Source organism: Spirillospora sp. CA-128828 (genome assembly GCF_050945415.1).
In the GTDB taxonomy this organism is placed as follows: Bacteria; Actinomycetota; Actinomycetes; order Streptosporangiales; family Streptosporangiaceae; genus Spirillospora.
The window spans coordinates 8,783,547-8,797,568 of record NZ_CP191986.1; the positions used below are offsets into that span (position 1 = coordinate 8,783,547).

The 14,022-nt window shown below is 69.1% G+C and carries 6 protein-coding genes and 1 pseudogene; 3 read left to right on the top strand and 4 right to left on the bottom strand.

Features of this window, described 5'->3' with window-relative positions; translation table 11 throughout:
- The first annotated feature begins 8 nt into the window (after positions 1-8).
- Together ACQPXG_RS42180 and ACQPXG_RS42185 are read left to right on the top strand one after the other, a co-directional pair.
- On the top strand, positions 9-821 hold the full coding sequence (locus ACQPXG_RS42180) for a hypothetical protein (protein WP_433464741.1): 813 nt from the start codon (positions 9-11) through the stop codon (positions 819-821).
- A 197-nt stretch (positions 822-1,018) separates the two neighbouring features.
- On the top strand, positions 1,019-1,285 hold the full coding sequence (locus ACQPXG_RS42185) for a hypothetical protein (protein WP_433464742.1): 267 nt from the start codon (positions 1,019-1,021) through the stop codon (positions 1,283-1,285).
- Positions 1,286-1,633: 348 nt separating this feature from the next.
- Here the strand turns inward: ACQPXG_RS42185 and istB are convergent, their stop codons facing one another.
- Positions 1,634-2,413, bottom strand: coding sequence for an IS21-like element helper ATPase IstB (gene istB / locus ACQPXG_RS42190; protein ID WP_433470150.1), 780 nt, complete (start codon positions 2,411-2,413; stop codon positions 1,634-1,636).
- A 176-nt stretch (positions 2,414-2,589) separates the two neighbouring features.
- Positions 2,590-2,871, bottom strand: a pseudogene (locus ACQPXG_RS42195) (hypothetical protein); the annotation flags it as partial.
- A gap of 87 nt (positions 2,872-2,958) precedes the next feature.
- On the opposite strand from ACQPXG_RS42195, the gene ACQPXG_RS42200 reads away from it, so the two are divergent.
- Entirely contained in the window at positions 2,959-6,309 is a 3,351-nt protein-coding gene (locus ACQPXG_RS42200; protein WP_433464743.1) for a DUF4132 domain-containing protein, read from the top strand.
- A 123-nt stretch (positions 6,310-6,432) separates the two neighbouring features.
- Here ACQPXG_RS42200 and ACQPXG_RS42205 read toward each other — a convergent pair whose 3' ends face one another.
- Positions 6,433-10,305 carry a DNA-directed RNA polymerase subunit beta' gene (locus ACQPXG_RS42205; protein WP_433464744.1) on the bottom strand — a complete coding sequence of 1,291 codons (3,873 nt, stop codon included), beginning with the start codon at positions 10,303-10,305 and terminating at the stop codon, positions 6,433-6,435.
- A 19-nt stretch (positions 10,306-10,324) separates the two neighbouring features.
- The gene (rpoB, locus tag ACQPXG_RS42210) at positions 10,325-13,801 is read right to left on the bottom strand and encodes a DNA-directed RNA polymerase subunit beta (protein WP_433464745.1); all 3,477 of its coding nucleotides are present in this window, start codon (positions 13,799-13,801) and stop codon (positions 10,325-10,327) included.
- Positions 13,802-14,022 lie beyond the last annotated feature (221 nt).

The following is a 14,022-nucleotide window of genomic DNA, read 5'->3' on the forward strand; positions in this document are numbered from 1 at the left end:
CTTTCGGCGTGCTTCTGGAACGGCTGCTCGACCACCGAAAGTCGGATGTCGGTCGGCTGTCGCAGGCCGCTGGGGTCTCCGAGGCTGAACTGCGAAATGTCGTTGACGGCCTCCAGCCCGGCCCTGGACTGCTCAAGGCATTGGCCCCGGCATTGGAGCTGCATAAGGCCGACCTGTTCGCGATGGCCGGTCAAAAGGTGCCGGATGGCCTGGCCCCCCTGGACGCGTCCGCCAGGCGGTACATCGATCACCTGGTGGGATATGCGATATGCCTTCCGGCGGACCAGCGATCCGAGTTGCGCCGACTGGTGCGAGAACTGCCGCAGATGCCGCGCCGAGACCCGTACGTGCCGAGGAAATGGTTCGACCCGCGTAAGGCGGGGTTCGGGGCCCTGGTCGCGAACATGCTGTACGCGAATCGGAATCTGGCCTGGGGCAACGCGGCCAAGGCTCTTGCCTACTGCTCGAACGGCCGCATGTACGTGTCCGCGGTCACGGTCGTGATGATCGGAGAGGGCAGGGTCGAACTGACCCCGGACAGGCTGGCCGACCTGTCCACGCTGATCGACATGCCCGCCGGTGCTCTCGCCGCGATCACCGGCATCCCGCTGCCGGACGGGTCTCCCCCCGAGGACCCCGCGGCCGCCGACACGGCGGCCCTGCTCTGGGACGTCCGACGCCTGTCCGCCGAGCAGCGGTGGCACGTCTGCGTCCGGGCCGAGGAAATGCGATACGCCCTGCCCGACGATGCCCTCGCCTGGAGGTTTCGCGGGGCAGGGCCCTTCCGGATCTCTCGCCACCCACCGAGATCAGCCAATTGAGCACGATTGCCGATCACGGAATTGAGCAGTGACTTGCAGGTCGCGATCAAGCTATTGCATCGGACGAGAGGTTCTGGACCTCGGTCTCGCGCGTCTTGCCGATCTCGCGTCACTGCGGACGGTGATGGCTGAGAAGTCAGACGCAAACTGGGGAGCATGAGATGGGTTACGGGCTGTACTTTCATTACCGTGAGTACTTGAACGACCCGGAGCACCAGGACTATCGGGACAAGGTGATCGAGCTCGACGGGTCCTTGGAGGGCTTCAAGGACTTGGTCATGGACAGTGGCCTGTGCACGCCGGAGGCGTACCTCTGGATCCGGCAGCAGGGCCCCACCATCGAGCAGATCGGCTCGGACCTGGTCGAGGCTGTCGAGTGCTGGGGACGGTGGGCCATGCCTGATGGTGACCTCACCGAAGAGGAGGCTCGGCAGGACCTCCTGGACCTCTTCGAAATCCACTGACGTCGCTTACCTGTCGACCGGCGGGGAAGCTTACAGCCCTTTGAGGAGGGCGCCGCATCGTCGGATGGCTGATTTGAGCCATCCGACGATGTTTGCTTTCTAGCCGATGGAGTCGGCTGCGGCCGCATGGCGCGCGGTCTCAGTGTTGTCCTTGAGCCATGAGGCTTGGCCGCTGTATCGCTCGCCCTCCATCCCCGGCGCCGAATGTCCAGTTCGGCGGTTGCGGTGTCCAGGGCGGGGTGGCTTCGCCGGTTCAGGCCGGTGGCCAGGTCGCAGAGCCAGCCGACGACGAGTACCGCGTCGCGCCAGTGCTGGGTCTGGTGGGCCTGGTGGCAGCAGGCCCCGGAGTCATCGGGGGCGCTCGCGGGGTGAGCAGAGCGACGGCCCGCTCCAGCAAGGCATCGGTCGGTGCTCATCGGGCTTCTTGGCGGTGACCGGCGGATGCCGTGGGGTGTGTGGGGGGCGTTTGTCGGGCCGGTAGCTGGGGCCGTCCATGAACACCCGGTAGGAGTTGTTGATCAGCCGGTCCAGCAGGGACTCGCCGACGACCTTGTTCGGGAACAGCGGATACCAGTCCTTGGAGGCCCGGTTGGAGGTCAAGATCAGCGGTTTGCGGGCGACGGCGCGTTCGCTGACCAGCTCATACAGATCGTCGGCCTGGGTGGCCTTGAGCTCGCGCATCGCCCAGTCGTCCAGGATGAGCACGGCGGGGCGGGCGAGTTCGGCCAGCCGCTTGGACCAAGACCCATCGGCATGGCCGCCGGATAGGTGCGCCAGGGCGCGGGAGGCTTTGATGAACCGGACGCCGTGTCCGGCGCGGATGACCAACTGCCCCAGCGACTGGGCGACGTGGGGCTTACCCACCCCAACCGGGCCATACAGGATGATCGAGCTGCCCTCGTGCAGCCAGTGCAAGGTGGCCAGGTCCCGGATCACCGCGGCGGGGATCTTGTTGGAGGCCTTGAAGTCGAACCCTTCCAGGGTGACTTGGTCTTCGAACTTGGCGCGGCGCCGGCGCCGGAGCATGGCCGTGGCCTCGCGGCGGCTGATCTCGTCCTCACACAGCGCCAACAGGAACTCCACGTGCCCCAGATCTCCGGCGCGGGCCTGGCTCAGGCGGGCGTCCAGTCTCCAGCATCCCCGACAGCTTCAGCTTCCGCAGCGCCTTGTCCAGTGCGCCGGTCTCGAACTGGCTGGTCATGAGTCCGTATCCTTATCTGTTGTCTGATGTCTGTTGCGGGCGCCCGGCCCCCACGCCGGGCACCTGTGTTCTCCCGCTGGCGAGCAGGGCTGTCACAGGACGGTCAGGACGCTTCGGCTGACCGTGCCGCCGACAGCGGGACGACGTTGTCGGCGAACAGGCCCCGCGGGCCGCGCAGGAACGCCGCCGCTCCGCCGTCGCCGGCGTCCTGGTCGGTGCGTTCGCCGGTGTGTTCGCTGATGTGGGCCCCGTGCTCGGGTGCGGCGGCCAGAATGCCTTTGACGGTCCGGTAGGACGGGTCGTCGGCGGCCAGCGCCCTGGCGCAGGCGGCCTCCAGCCGGTCGGCGTCGTGCCGGTCGGCCAGACCCAGGACGCCCTGGGCGCTGTCGCGAGCGGTGGGTTTGCATCAGGGCGTGACGGTGTGGGCGGAATTCCGGCGGTGTGTCGGGGGGCGCTGTTAGCGTCGGCGGGCATGGATGATCATCTTGTTCGGCTTCCCGACGAAGACGTGCTGGTCGTGCCGGAGCGGTGGCGTGCTGGGCTCCACCCGCGGCGCGATGGCGCGCCCGGTCCGGAGATCACGCTGGACGCGGAGGCGAGCAAGGTCGTCGCGCGGGCCGTCGACGAGGCACGCGACCAGATCGAGCGGGCCCTGAGCGAACCGGAAACCGGGGCGGTGCTCGCCGCGGCGGCGCGGGCCCGGCTCGGCGGCGAGCCGGATCCGCGCGGCGCGGCCGTCCTGTCGCTGATCACGGCGGGCGAGTCGGTCTGGTCGCGCGAGCACCAGGACTACGTGGACGCGTGGGCCTATGAGCACGGCGTCGTGTTCGCCGCCTGCGCGCTCACCGACAGGTGGGGCCTGGAGGCCCACGCGGCCGGGCCGATGCGGGACGGACGGCGGACCACGATCGTCCGCCCCGTCGAGCCGGGGAAACGCGGCGTCCGGGCGCTTCCGGACGGTGCTCTGCGCGTCCGCTCGATGCTGGCCGCCGCGACCGAGGAGGAGTACGCCAAGGCCGTCGAACGGCTCGCCGAGCGGCGGGGCTCGTACCGGCAGCGGCTCCTGACCGCCTATCTGGTCCCGACTCAGGACGACTGGGTGACCGACCTCTGCGGGCATCCCGACGGGGTGCCGCGCGACGTGCTGTTCAGGTGCCTGGGGTCGTCCGCGCACCTCGAACTTCTCGGCCACAGGGCGACGCTGACCGCGGCGGACTGCTACGTGCCGGACAATCTGCACGCCCTGGCGGACGGTCTCGGCCCCGCCGCCGTGGCGCTCCTGGTCCCCGCGCTCGACGAGCACCTCGACTCCCCGCGGCGACGGGACGCGCTGCTTGACGTCCTGGGCCGCCTGCCGTCCGACGAGGCGCTCCGCGCGCTGCTCCGGCGACGTTCCAACACGCACGTGAGCGGCGAGCTGATGAAGGCGATGAAGCGGTTCCCGATCCGGGCCGTCCGGGAACTGGTCGCCGAAGAGGACTCGGAGCTGCTCGAAGGGCATGTGCGCGCCAACCTCGACGTGATCCGGGCAGCGCCGCCCACGCTCGGCGAGGACGTCCGGGCGATGGTCGAACGGACCATCGCGGGCCTCGACCAGACCCCCGACGCCGACCCGTCGGATCTGCCCGGCGTGCTGACCGACCCGCCCTGGGCCCGAGAGCAGAAGAAGCCGGAGCCGATCGTCATCAAGGGCCTGAAAGCCCCCGAGCCCACTCTCGTCTGGGCCGAAGACGAAGACGAGCACGAACGTGAGACGCGGACCGCGTACGGGCTCCCGGTTCCGGCCGGCTGGAGCCACGAAGGCGAGATGACCGGGCCGTGGGACGGACGGATCGCGGACTTCGAGGCGGGGCGGCTCCGGAGTTACGAGCAGGTGGCCCTGTTCGGACACGCCCCTGTCGAGGAGGTCCGGCATCTGGTCGCGGGCTGGTATCCGCCTAAGGAGCAGTACGGCGCGGACCGGGAACCCGAGAAGTGGGTGCCCAGGCTCGCCGAGCGGTTCGGGCTGGACGCGCTCACCGCCGTCGTGAAGGGCGCCCGGAGCAGGCCGGCGGCCTGCGGGCACGTGGTCGTCCCGTTCGCGGCGGAACCGGTCGCCGAACTGGCCGCGGACTGGCTGCTGCGCGTCAAGGCGGGCCGCCCGCACGCGGAGGCGTGGCTGCGCAGGCACGGGCCCCAGGCCGTGCGCCTGCTCCTCCCCGCCGCGTTCGGCAAGCCCGGCAAGCGACGCGACGCGGCCGAGTACGCCCTGCACGCCCTCGCCCGGGACCTGGGACGCGACACCGTCGTCCGGGTCGCGCGCGAGCGGCGCGACGAGGCGGGCGACGCGATGGCGGTGCTGCTGGAGCGCGACCCCGAGGAACTCGTCCCACGGAAGATCCCCGAGGTCGGGCCGTTCGCCGACCCGGCCGTCCTGCCCCGGATCCGGCTGGCGGACGGCGGGCGCACGCTGCCGCTCTCGACCGTCCCGCATCTGCTGACGATCCTCGCGATGTCCCCGCCGGACGACCCCGACCCCGGCCTGGACGCCGTCAGGCGAGCCTGCGACGCCGAGTCGCCGGCCGCGTTCGCCTGGGCGCTGTTCGAGCGGTGGCGCCAGTTCGGCGAACGCTCCGAGGACGCGTGGGCGCTGACGGCGGTCGGCTGGCTCGGCGACGACGACGCCGCACGGCGCCTCGCCCCGGTCATCCGCGCCTGGCCCGGCGAGAACGGCCACCACAAGGCCGTCAAGGGCCTGGACGTCCTCGCCATGATCGGCACGGAGACCTCGCTGATGCTGCTCGACGGCATCTCCCACAAGGCCCCGTTCAAGGCGATCAAGCAGCGGGCCGGGGAGAAGATCCAGGAGGTCGCCGCACGGCTCGGCCTGACCGGCGAGCAACTCGCCGACCGGCTCGTCCCCGGCATCGGCCTCGACGGCGACGGCGGCATGACGCTCGACTACGGCCCCCGCCGCTTCGTCGTCGGCTTCGACGAGCAGCTCAAGCCGTTCGTGACGGACGAGACGGGCCGCCGCCGCGCCGCCCTGCCCAAGCCCGGCGCCAAGGACGACCCGGACCTCGCGCCCGCCGCCCACGCCGCGTTCACGCAGTTCAAGAAGGACGTCCGGGCGACCATGCCGAACCAGGTCCGGCGGCTGGAACTGGCGATGACGACCGGCCGCCGCTGGACCCCGCGCGAGTTCCGCGACCTGCTGGTCGACCACCCGCTGATGTGGCACATCGTGCGCCGCCTCGTGTGGCTCGTCGACACCGGCACGGAGGTCACCGCGTTCCGGCTCGCCGAGGACCGCACCTACGCCGACGTCCACGACGACGAACTGGTCCCGCCCGACACCGCGCACATCAGGGTGGCGCACCCGCTCTCCCTCGGCGACGCGCTCCCCGCCTGGTCGGAGGTCTTCGCCGACTACGAGATCATGCAGCCCTTTCCACAGCTCGGACGGGACGTGCACCGGCTCACCGACGACGAGCGCGCGGCGTCCCGGCTGGTGCGGCTGGAGAAGCGGACCGCCGAATGGGGCAAGGTCGTCGGGCTGGAGCGGCGCGGCTGGCAGCGCGGAACCCCCATGGACAACGGCACCGAACGCTGGATCTCCCGTCCCGTCCCCGGCGGGCTCCATCTGGTGGTCGAACTCGACCCGGGGATCCAGGTCGGCTGGGGCGACGGCAATGACGACCAGGTCCTCCGCACCGTCTGGCTCGCCGACGAGCCGGGCGACTTCCATGGCTGGAAAACCGACGTCCACCACCGGTTCGGCGAACTGGACGACGTGACCGCGTCCGAAATCGTCGCCGAGCTGGAGGCCGTCACGACCTCCTGACCCGCACCGGTGCCCGGCACGCGAAGAGGCCCCTCCCGACGGAATCGGAAGGGGCCTCTTCGCTGACGAAGCAGCCGGTGATCAGGGGCGGCGCGGCGAACCGCGCGGCCCCTGGTCGATCGACTACCGGTTGTACTGGCCGAAGTCGTACTCCTCCAGCGGGACGGCTTCGCCGGAACCCTGGCCGAAGGCGTACTCGGCGCCGTCGTCGTAGGAGCCGACGGAGTACACCGCCGCCTTCGCCTCCTCGGTCGGCTCGACCCGGACGTTGCGGTACTGCGGCATGCCGGTACCGGCCGGGATGAGCTTACCGATGATGACGTTCTCCTTGAGGCCGAGCAGCGGGTCGCTCTTGGCGTGCATCGCGGCCTCGGTGAGCACCCGGGTCGTCTCCTGGAAGGACGCCGCCGACAGCCACGACTCGGTCGCGAGCGAGGCCTTGGTGATGCCCATCAGGACGGGGCGGCCGGCGGCGGGGACCCCGCCCTCGGACACGACGTTCCGGTTCGTCGCCTCGAAGATCGGACGCTCGACCAGGTCGCCCGGCAGCAGCTCGGTGTCGCCCGACTCGAGGATGTTCACCCGCTTCAGCATCTGGCGGACGATGATCTCGATGTGCTTGTCGTGGATCGACACACCCTGCGACCGGTAGACCTCCTGGACCTCCTGGACCAGGTGGAGCTGCACGGCGCGGGGACCGAGGATGCGCAGCACCTCGTGCGGGTTGATCGCACCCGCGATGAGCTGCTGGCCGACGCCCACGGCCTCGCCCTCCTTGACCAGGAGGCGGGACCGCATCGGCACCGGGTAGGCGATCTCGTCGGAACCGTCGTCCGGGACGACGACGACCTTGCGGGCCTTCTCCGTCTCGTCGATCTTGACGCGGCCGGCGACCTCGCTGATCGGGGCCACACCCTTCGGGATGCGGGCCTCGAACAGCTCCTGGACACGCGGCAGACCGTGCGTGATGTCGCCACCGGCCACACCACCGGTGTGGAAGGTGCGCATCGTCAGCTGCGTGCCGGGCTCACCGATGGACTGCGCGGCGATGATGCCGACGGCCTCGCCGACGTCCACCCGCTTGCCGGTGGCCAGCGAGCGGCCGTAGCAGGCGGCGCAGACACCGATCTTGGCCTCGCAGACCAGGGCGCTGCGGGTGCGGACCTTCTCCACACCCGCCTCGACCAGGCGCGTCACGACCGTGTCGGACAGGTCGGTGTCGGCCGGGAAGATGAGCGTCCCGTCGACGACGACGTCCTCGGCGATCGTGCGCCCGACCAGGCTCGTCTCGGACGTGGCCAGCTTGACCAGCGTGCCGTCGGCCAGCCTGTCGGCCACCTCGAACGGAATCGTGCGGTCGGTGCCGCAGTCCTCCTCGCGGACGATGACGTCCTGCGCGACGTCCACCAGACGCCGGGTCAGGTAACCCGAGTCGGCGGTGCGCAGCGCGGTGTCGGCGAGACCCTTCCGGGCGCCGTGCGTCGAGATGAAGTACTCGACGACCGACAGGCCCTCGCGGAACGACGACTTGATCGGACGCGGGATGGTCTCGCCCTTCGGGTTGGAGACCAGGCCGCGCATGCCGGCGATCTGGCGGAGCTGCAGCGGGTTGCCGCGGGCGCCCGACTGGATCATCATCCAGATCGGGTTGGCCTTCGGGAACGCCTTCTCCATGTCCACCGCGACGTCCGCGGTGGCCTTGTTCCAGATCTCGATGAGCTCCTGCTTGCGCTCGTCGTCGGTGATCAGGCCGCGGTTGAACTCCCGCTGCACCTTCTCGGCGCGCTGCTCGTAGCCGCTCAGGATCTCCTGCTTGTTGGGCGGCGTGATGACGTCGTCGATCGCGATCGTGACACCGGACCTGGTCGCCCAGTGGAACCCGGTGCTCTTGAGCGCGTCCAGAGCGTTGGCGACGGCGACCTTCGGGTAGGTCTCCGCCAGCTCGTTGACGATCGCCGAGAGCTGCTTCTTGCCGATCTCGTCGTCCACGAACGGGAAGTCGTCCGGCAGCGTCTCGTTGAAGATCGCGCGGCCTAGCGTGGTCTCCAGCCGGTACGGCCGGCCGGGCTCGTAGCCCTCGGGCGCCTTCCAGCCGCGCGGCGGCGGCATGTCCTTCAGCCGGATCTGGATCCTCGCCTGCAGGTCCAGCTCGTGCCGGTCGTAGGCCATGATCGCCTCGGCGACCGACCCGAACGCGCGGCCCTCGCCCTCGGCGCCGTCCTTCTGCGTCGTCAGCCAGTACAGGCCGATGACCATGTCCTGGGTGGGCATGGTGACGGGCTTGCCGTCCGACGGCTTCAGGATGTTGTTGGTCGACAGCATCAGGATCCGCGCCTCGGCCTGCGCCTCGGCGGACAGCGGCAGGTGCACCGCCATCTGGTCGCCGTCGAAGTCCGCGTTGAACGCGGTGCAGACGAGCGGGTGGATCTGGATGGCCTTGCCCTCGACCAGCTGCGGCTCGAACGCCTGGATGCCCAGGCGGTGCAGGGTCGGCGCCCGGTTCAGCAGCACCGGGTGCTCGGTGATGACCTCTTCCAGCACGTCCCACACGACCGGGCGGGCCCGCTCGACCATCCGCTTCGCGGACTTGATGTTCTGCGCGTGGTTGAGGTCGACCAGCCGCTTCATGACGAACGGCTTGAACAGCTCCAGCGCCATCTGCTTGGGCAGGCCGCACTGGTGCAGCTTCAGCTGCGGGCCGACGACGATGACCGAACGGCCGGAGTAGTCGACGCGCTTGCCCAGCAGGTTCTGCCGGAACCGGCCCTGCTTGCCCTTGAGCATGTCGGACAGCGACTTCAGCGGACGGTTGCCGGGCCCGGTGACCGGGCGGCCGCGGCGGCCGTTGTCGAACAGCGCGTCGACGGCCTCCTGCAGCATCCGCTTCTCGTTGTTGACGATGATCTCGGGAGCGCCGAGGTCGAGCAGGCGCTTGAGCCGGTTGTTGCGGTTGATGACCCGGCGGTACAGGTCGTTCAGGTCGGAGGTCGCGAAGCGGCCGCCGTCCAGCTGCACCATCGGACGCAGGTCCGGCGGGATCACCGGGATGCAGTCCAGCACCATGCCGAGCGGGCTGTTGCGGGTGTTGAGGAACGCCGAGACGACCTTCAGCCGCTTCAGGGCGCGGGCCTTCTTCTGGCCCTTGCCGGTGCGGATGATGTCGCGCAGCTTCTCGGCCTCGGCGTCGAGGTCGAAGTTCTGCAGCCGCGCCTGGATGGCCGCGGCGCCCATGCCGCCCTCGAAGTACTTGCCGAACCGGTCGCGCATCTCGCGGTAGAGGAGCTCGTCGCCCTCCAGGTCCTGGACCTTGAGGTTCTTGAAGCGGCTCCACACCTCGTCGAGACGGTCGAGCTCGCGCTGCGCGCGGTCGCGCAGCTGCTTCATCTCCCGCTCGGCGCCGTCGCGCACCTTGCGCTTCTGGTCGGCCTTCGCGCCGGCCTCCTCCAGCTCCGCGAGGTCGCCCTCCAGCTTCTGCTGGCGGGCCTCGACCTGCGCGTCGCGGGCCTGCTCGATCTGCTGGCGCTCCACCGAGATGTGCGCCTCCAGCGTGGGCAGGTCGCGGTCGCGCCGCTCCGCGTCCACGCTGGTGATCATGTAGGCCGCGAAGTAGATGATCTTTTCCAGATCCTTCGGGGCCAGGTCCAGCAGGTAGCCGAGGCGTGACGGCACGCCCTTGAAGTACCAGATGTGCGTGACCGGCGCGGCCAGCTCGATGTGGCCCATCCGCTCACGGCGCACCTTGGCGCGGGTCACCTCGACGCCGCAGCGCTCACAGATGATGCCCTTGAAGCGGACGCGCTTGTACTTGCCGCAGTAGCACTCCCAGTCCCGGGTCGGACCGAAGATCTTCTCGCAGAAGAGCCCGTCCTTCTCCGGCTTGAGGGTCCGGTAGTTGATCGTCTCCGGCTTCTTCACCTCGCCGTGCGACCACTGGCGGATGTCGTCGGCGGTCGCCAGACCGATGCGAAGCTCGTCGAAGAAGTTGACGTCAAGCAACTGTTTTCCCCTTGAGTTCTCAGACCTCGTCGACGCTCATCGCGCCCTCGTTCGGACGGCGGGAGAGGTCGATGCCGAGCTCCTCCGCGGCGCGGAAGACGTCCTCGTCGGTGTCGCGCATCTCGATGGACATGCCGTCGCTGGAGAGCACCTCGACGTTGAGGCACAGCGACTGCATCTCCTTGATGAGCACCTTGAAGGACTCGGGAATGCCGGGCTCGGGGATGTTCTCGCCCTTGACGATGGCCTCGTACACCTTCACGCGGCCGAGGACGTCGTCGGACTTGATGGTCAGCAGCTCCTGGAGGGCGTAGGCGGCGCCGTACGCCTCCAGCGCCCACACCTCCATCTCACCGAAGCGCTGGCCGCCGAACTGGGCCTTACCGCCGAGCGGCTGCTGGGTGATCATGGAGTACGGGCCGGTCGAGCGGGCGTGGATCTTGTCGTCGACCAGGTGGAGCAGCTTGAGGATGTAGATGTAGCCGACCGAGATCGGGTCCTTGTACGGCTCGCCGGTGCGGCCGTCGAACATCCGCGCCTTGCCGCCCGGGCCGACCATGCGCTGGCCGTCGCGGTTCGGCAGGGTGCTCTCGATCAGGCCGGTGACGTCGTCCTCGCGGGCGCCGTCGAACACCGGCGTCGCGGTGTTCGTCCAGGGGTCGGCCTCGTCGGCGCCGATCGCCGTCAGGGCCCGCTTCCACTCGGCGTCGTCGCCCTCGACCTTCCAGCCGCGGGAGGCGACCCAGCCGAGGTGGGTCTCCAGGACCTGGCCCACGTTCATGCGCCCGGGGACGCCCAGCGGGTTCAGGACGATGTCGACCGGGGTGCCGTCCTCCAGGAACGGCATGTCCTCGACCGGGAGCACCTTGGAGATGACGCCCTTGTTGCCGTGCCGGCCGGCCAGCTTGTCACCGTCGGTGATCTTGCGCTTCTGGGCGACGTACACCCGGACCAGCTCGTTCACGCCGGGCGGGAGCTCGTCGCCGTCGTCGCGGGAGAACACCCGGACGCCGATGACCTTGCCCTGCTCGCCGTGCGGCACCTTCAGCGAGGTGTCGCGGACCTCGCGCGCCTTCTCGCCGAAGATCGCGCGCAGCAGCCGCTCCTCGGGGGTCAGCTCGGTCTCGCCCTTCGGGGTGACCTTGCCGACCAGGATGTCGCCGGGGACGACGTCCGCGCCGATGCGGATGATGCCGCGCTCGTCGAGGTCGGCCAGGACCTCCTCGGAGACGTTCGGGATGTCCCGGGTGATCTCCTCGGGGCCGAGCTTGGTGTCGCGGGCGTCGACCTCGTGCTCCTCGATGTGGATCGAGGAGAGGACGTCGTCCTGCACCAGGCGCTGGCTGAGGATGATGGCGTCCTCGTAATTGTGGCCCTCCCACGGCATGAACGCCACGAGAAGGTTCTTGCCGAGCGCCATCTCACCGTCGTCGGTGCACGGCCCGTCGGCGATGACCTGGCCGACCTCGACCCGCCGGCCCTCGTCGACGATCGGCTTCTGGTTGAAGCAGGTGCCCTGGTTGGACCGCTTGAACTTGGACACCCGGTAGGTGGTCCGCGTGCCGTCGTCGTTCATGACGGTCACGTAGTCGGCGGAGACCTCCTCGACGACGCCGGCCTTCTCGGCCGTGATGACGTCGCCGGCGTCGGTCGCGGCACGGTACTCCATGCCGGTGCCGACCAGCGGCGCCTCGCTGCGCAGCAGCGGGACGGACTGGCGCTGCATGTTGGAGCCCATCAGCGCGCGGTTGGCGTCGTCGTGCTCCAGGAACGGGATCATCGCGGTGGCGACCGAGGTCATCTGCCGCGCCGAGACGTCCATGTACTGGACCTCGCGGGCGGGGACCAGTTCGACCTCGCCGCCCTTACGGCGGACCAGGATGCGGTCGTCGACGAAAGTGCCGTCGTCGTTCAGCAGGGAGTTGGCCTGCGCGATGACGTAGCGGTCCTCCTCGTCGGCGGTCAGGTAGTCGATCTGCTCGGTGACCACACCGTCGGTGACCTTGCGGTACGGCGTCTCGACGAACCCGAACGGGTTGACCCGGCCGAACGCGGCGAGCGAGCCGATCAGGCCGATGTTCGGCCCTTCCGGCGTCTCGATCGGGCACATGCGGCCGTAGTGCGACGGGTGGACGTCGCGGACCTCCATGCCCGCCCGCTCACGCGACAGGCCGCCCGGGCCCAGCGCGTTCAGCCGGCGCTTGTGCGTCAGGCCGGCCAGCGGGTTGGTCTGGTCCATGAACTGCGAGAGCTGGCTGGTGCCGAAGAACTCCTTGATGGAGGCGACGACCGGCCGGATGTTGATCAGCGTCTGCGGCGTGATCGCCTCGACGTCCTGGGTGGTCATCCGCTCGCGGACGACGCGCTCCATCCGGGCCAGGCCCAGCCGGACCTGGTTCTGGATCAGCTCGCCCACGGTGCGCAGGCGCCGGTTGCCGAAGTGGTCGATGTCGTCGACCTCGATCGGCACGGCGACCGAGCCGAGGGTGGCCTCCTCCTCGCCGGCGTGCAGCCGGACGAGGTACTCGACCGTGGAGACGATGTCGTCCTCGGTCAGGGTGCCCTGCTTCATGTCCAGGTCGAGGCCGAGCTTCTTGTTGATCTTGTAGCGGCCGACCTTGGCGACGTCGTAGCGCTTCGGGTTGAAGTACAGGTTCTCCAGAAGCGTCTGCGCGGACTCGCGCGTCGGCGGCTCGCCCGGCCGCAGCTTGCGGTAGATGTCGAGCAGCGCGTCGTCCTGCCCGGAGGTGTGGTCCTTCTCCAGGGTGACGTTGATCGACTCGTACGAGCCGAAGCGCTCGCGGATGCGCGCCTCGTCCCAGCCGAGCGCCTTGAGCAGCACGGTGACGGGCTGCTTGCGCTTGCGGTCGATGCGCACACCGACGTTGTCGCGCTTGTCGATCTCGAACTCGAGCCAGGCGCCGCGGCTCGGGATGACCCGGCAGCCGTAGATGTCCTTGTCGGACGCCTTGTCGAGGGCGCGGTCGAAGTAGACGCCGGGCGATCGGGTCAGCTGTGAGACGACGACGCGCTCGGTGCCGTTGATGATGAAGGTGCCCTTCGGGGTCATGAGCGGGAAGTCGCCCATGAACACCGTCTGGCTCTTGATCTCTCCGGTGGTGTTGTTGATGAACTCCGCCGTGACGAACAGCGGGGCGGAGTAGGTCATGTCCTTGTCCTTGCACTCCTCGACGGAGTACTTGGGCGGCTCGAACCGGTGGTCGCGGAACGAGAGGGACATGGTTCCGGAGAAGTCCTCGATGGGACTGATCTCTTCGAAGATCTCCTCCAGCCCCGACTGGGTCGGGACGCTCTTACTTCCGGCCTTCTGGGCCGCCTCGACCCGGGCCTTCCACCTCTCGTTGCCCAGCAGCCAGTCAACGGAGTTGGTCTGCAGAGCAAGGAGGTCCGGGACTTCGAGCGGCTCCTTGATGCGCGCGAAGGAGACGCGGTTCGGACCGGTTGCGGTATTCGAGGCGTTGCGCGAGGCTGCCAAGAGTGGTCCTTCCGAGGGCTCGCGGCGTAACTGACGACACGCACGCCAGACGATCCACGTCCGAGACCTGCGCAAAGTGGTCCAAAACGGACCGTCACAGGGGTGCTCTCACACGCGGATAGTCAGAGGGCAGCGCAAAGGGGCAGTGTAGCCGACTGGTACACCGCTCGCAACTCTAGCGCCGCAGTATGCATCACGTTGCCATGGAGCATCGCCCCTCA

Excerpts from the sequence above, each read along its gene's own strand:
- ACQPXG_RS42200 (WP_433464743.1), top strand. The coding sequence starts at position 2,959 with ATGGATGATCATCTTGTTCGGCTTCCCGACGAAGACGTGCTGGTCGTG.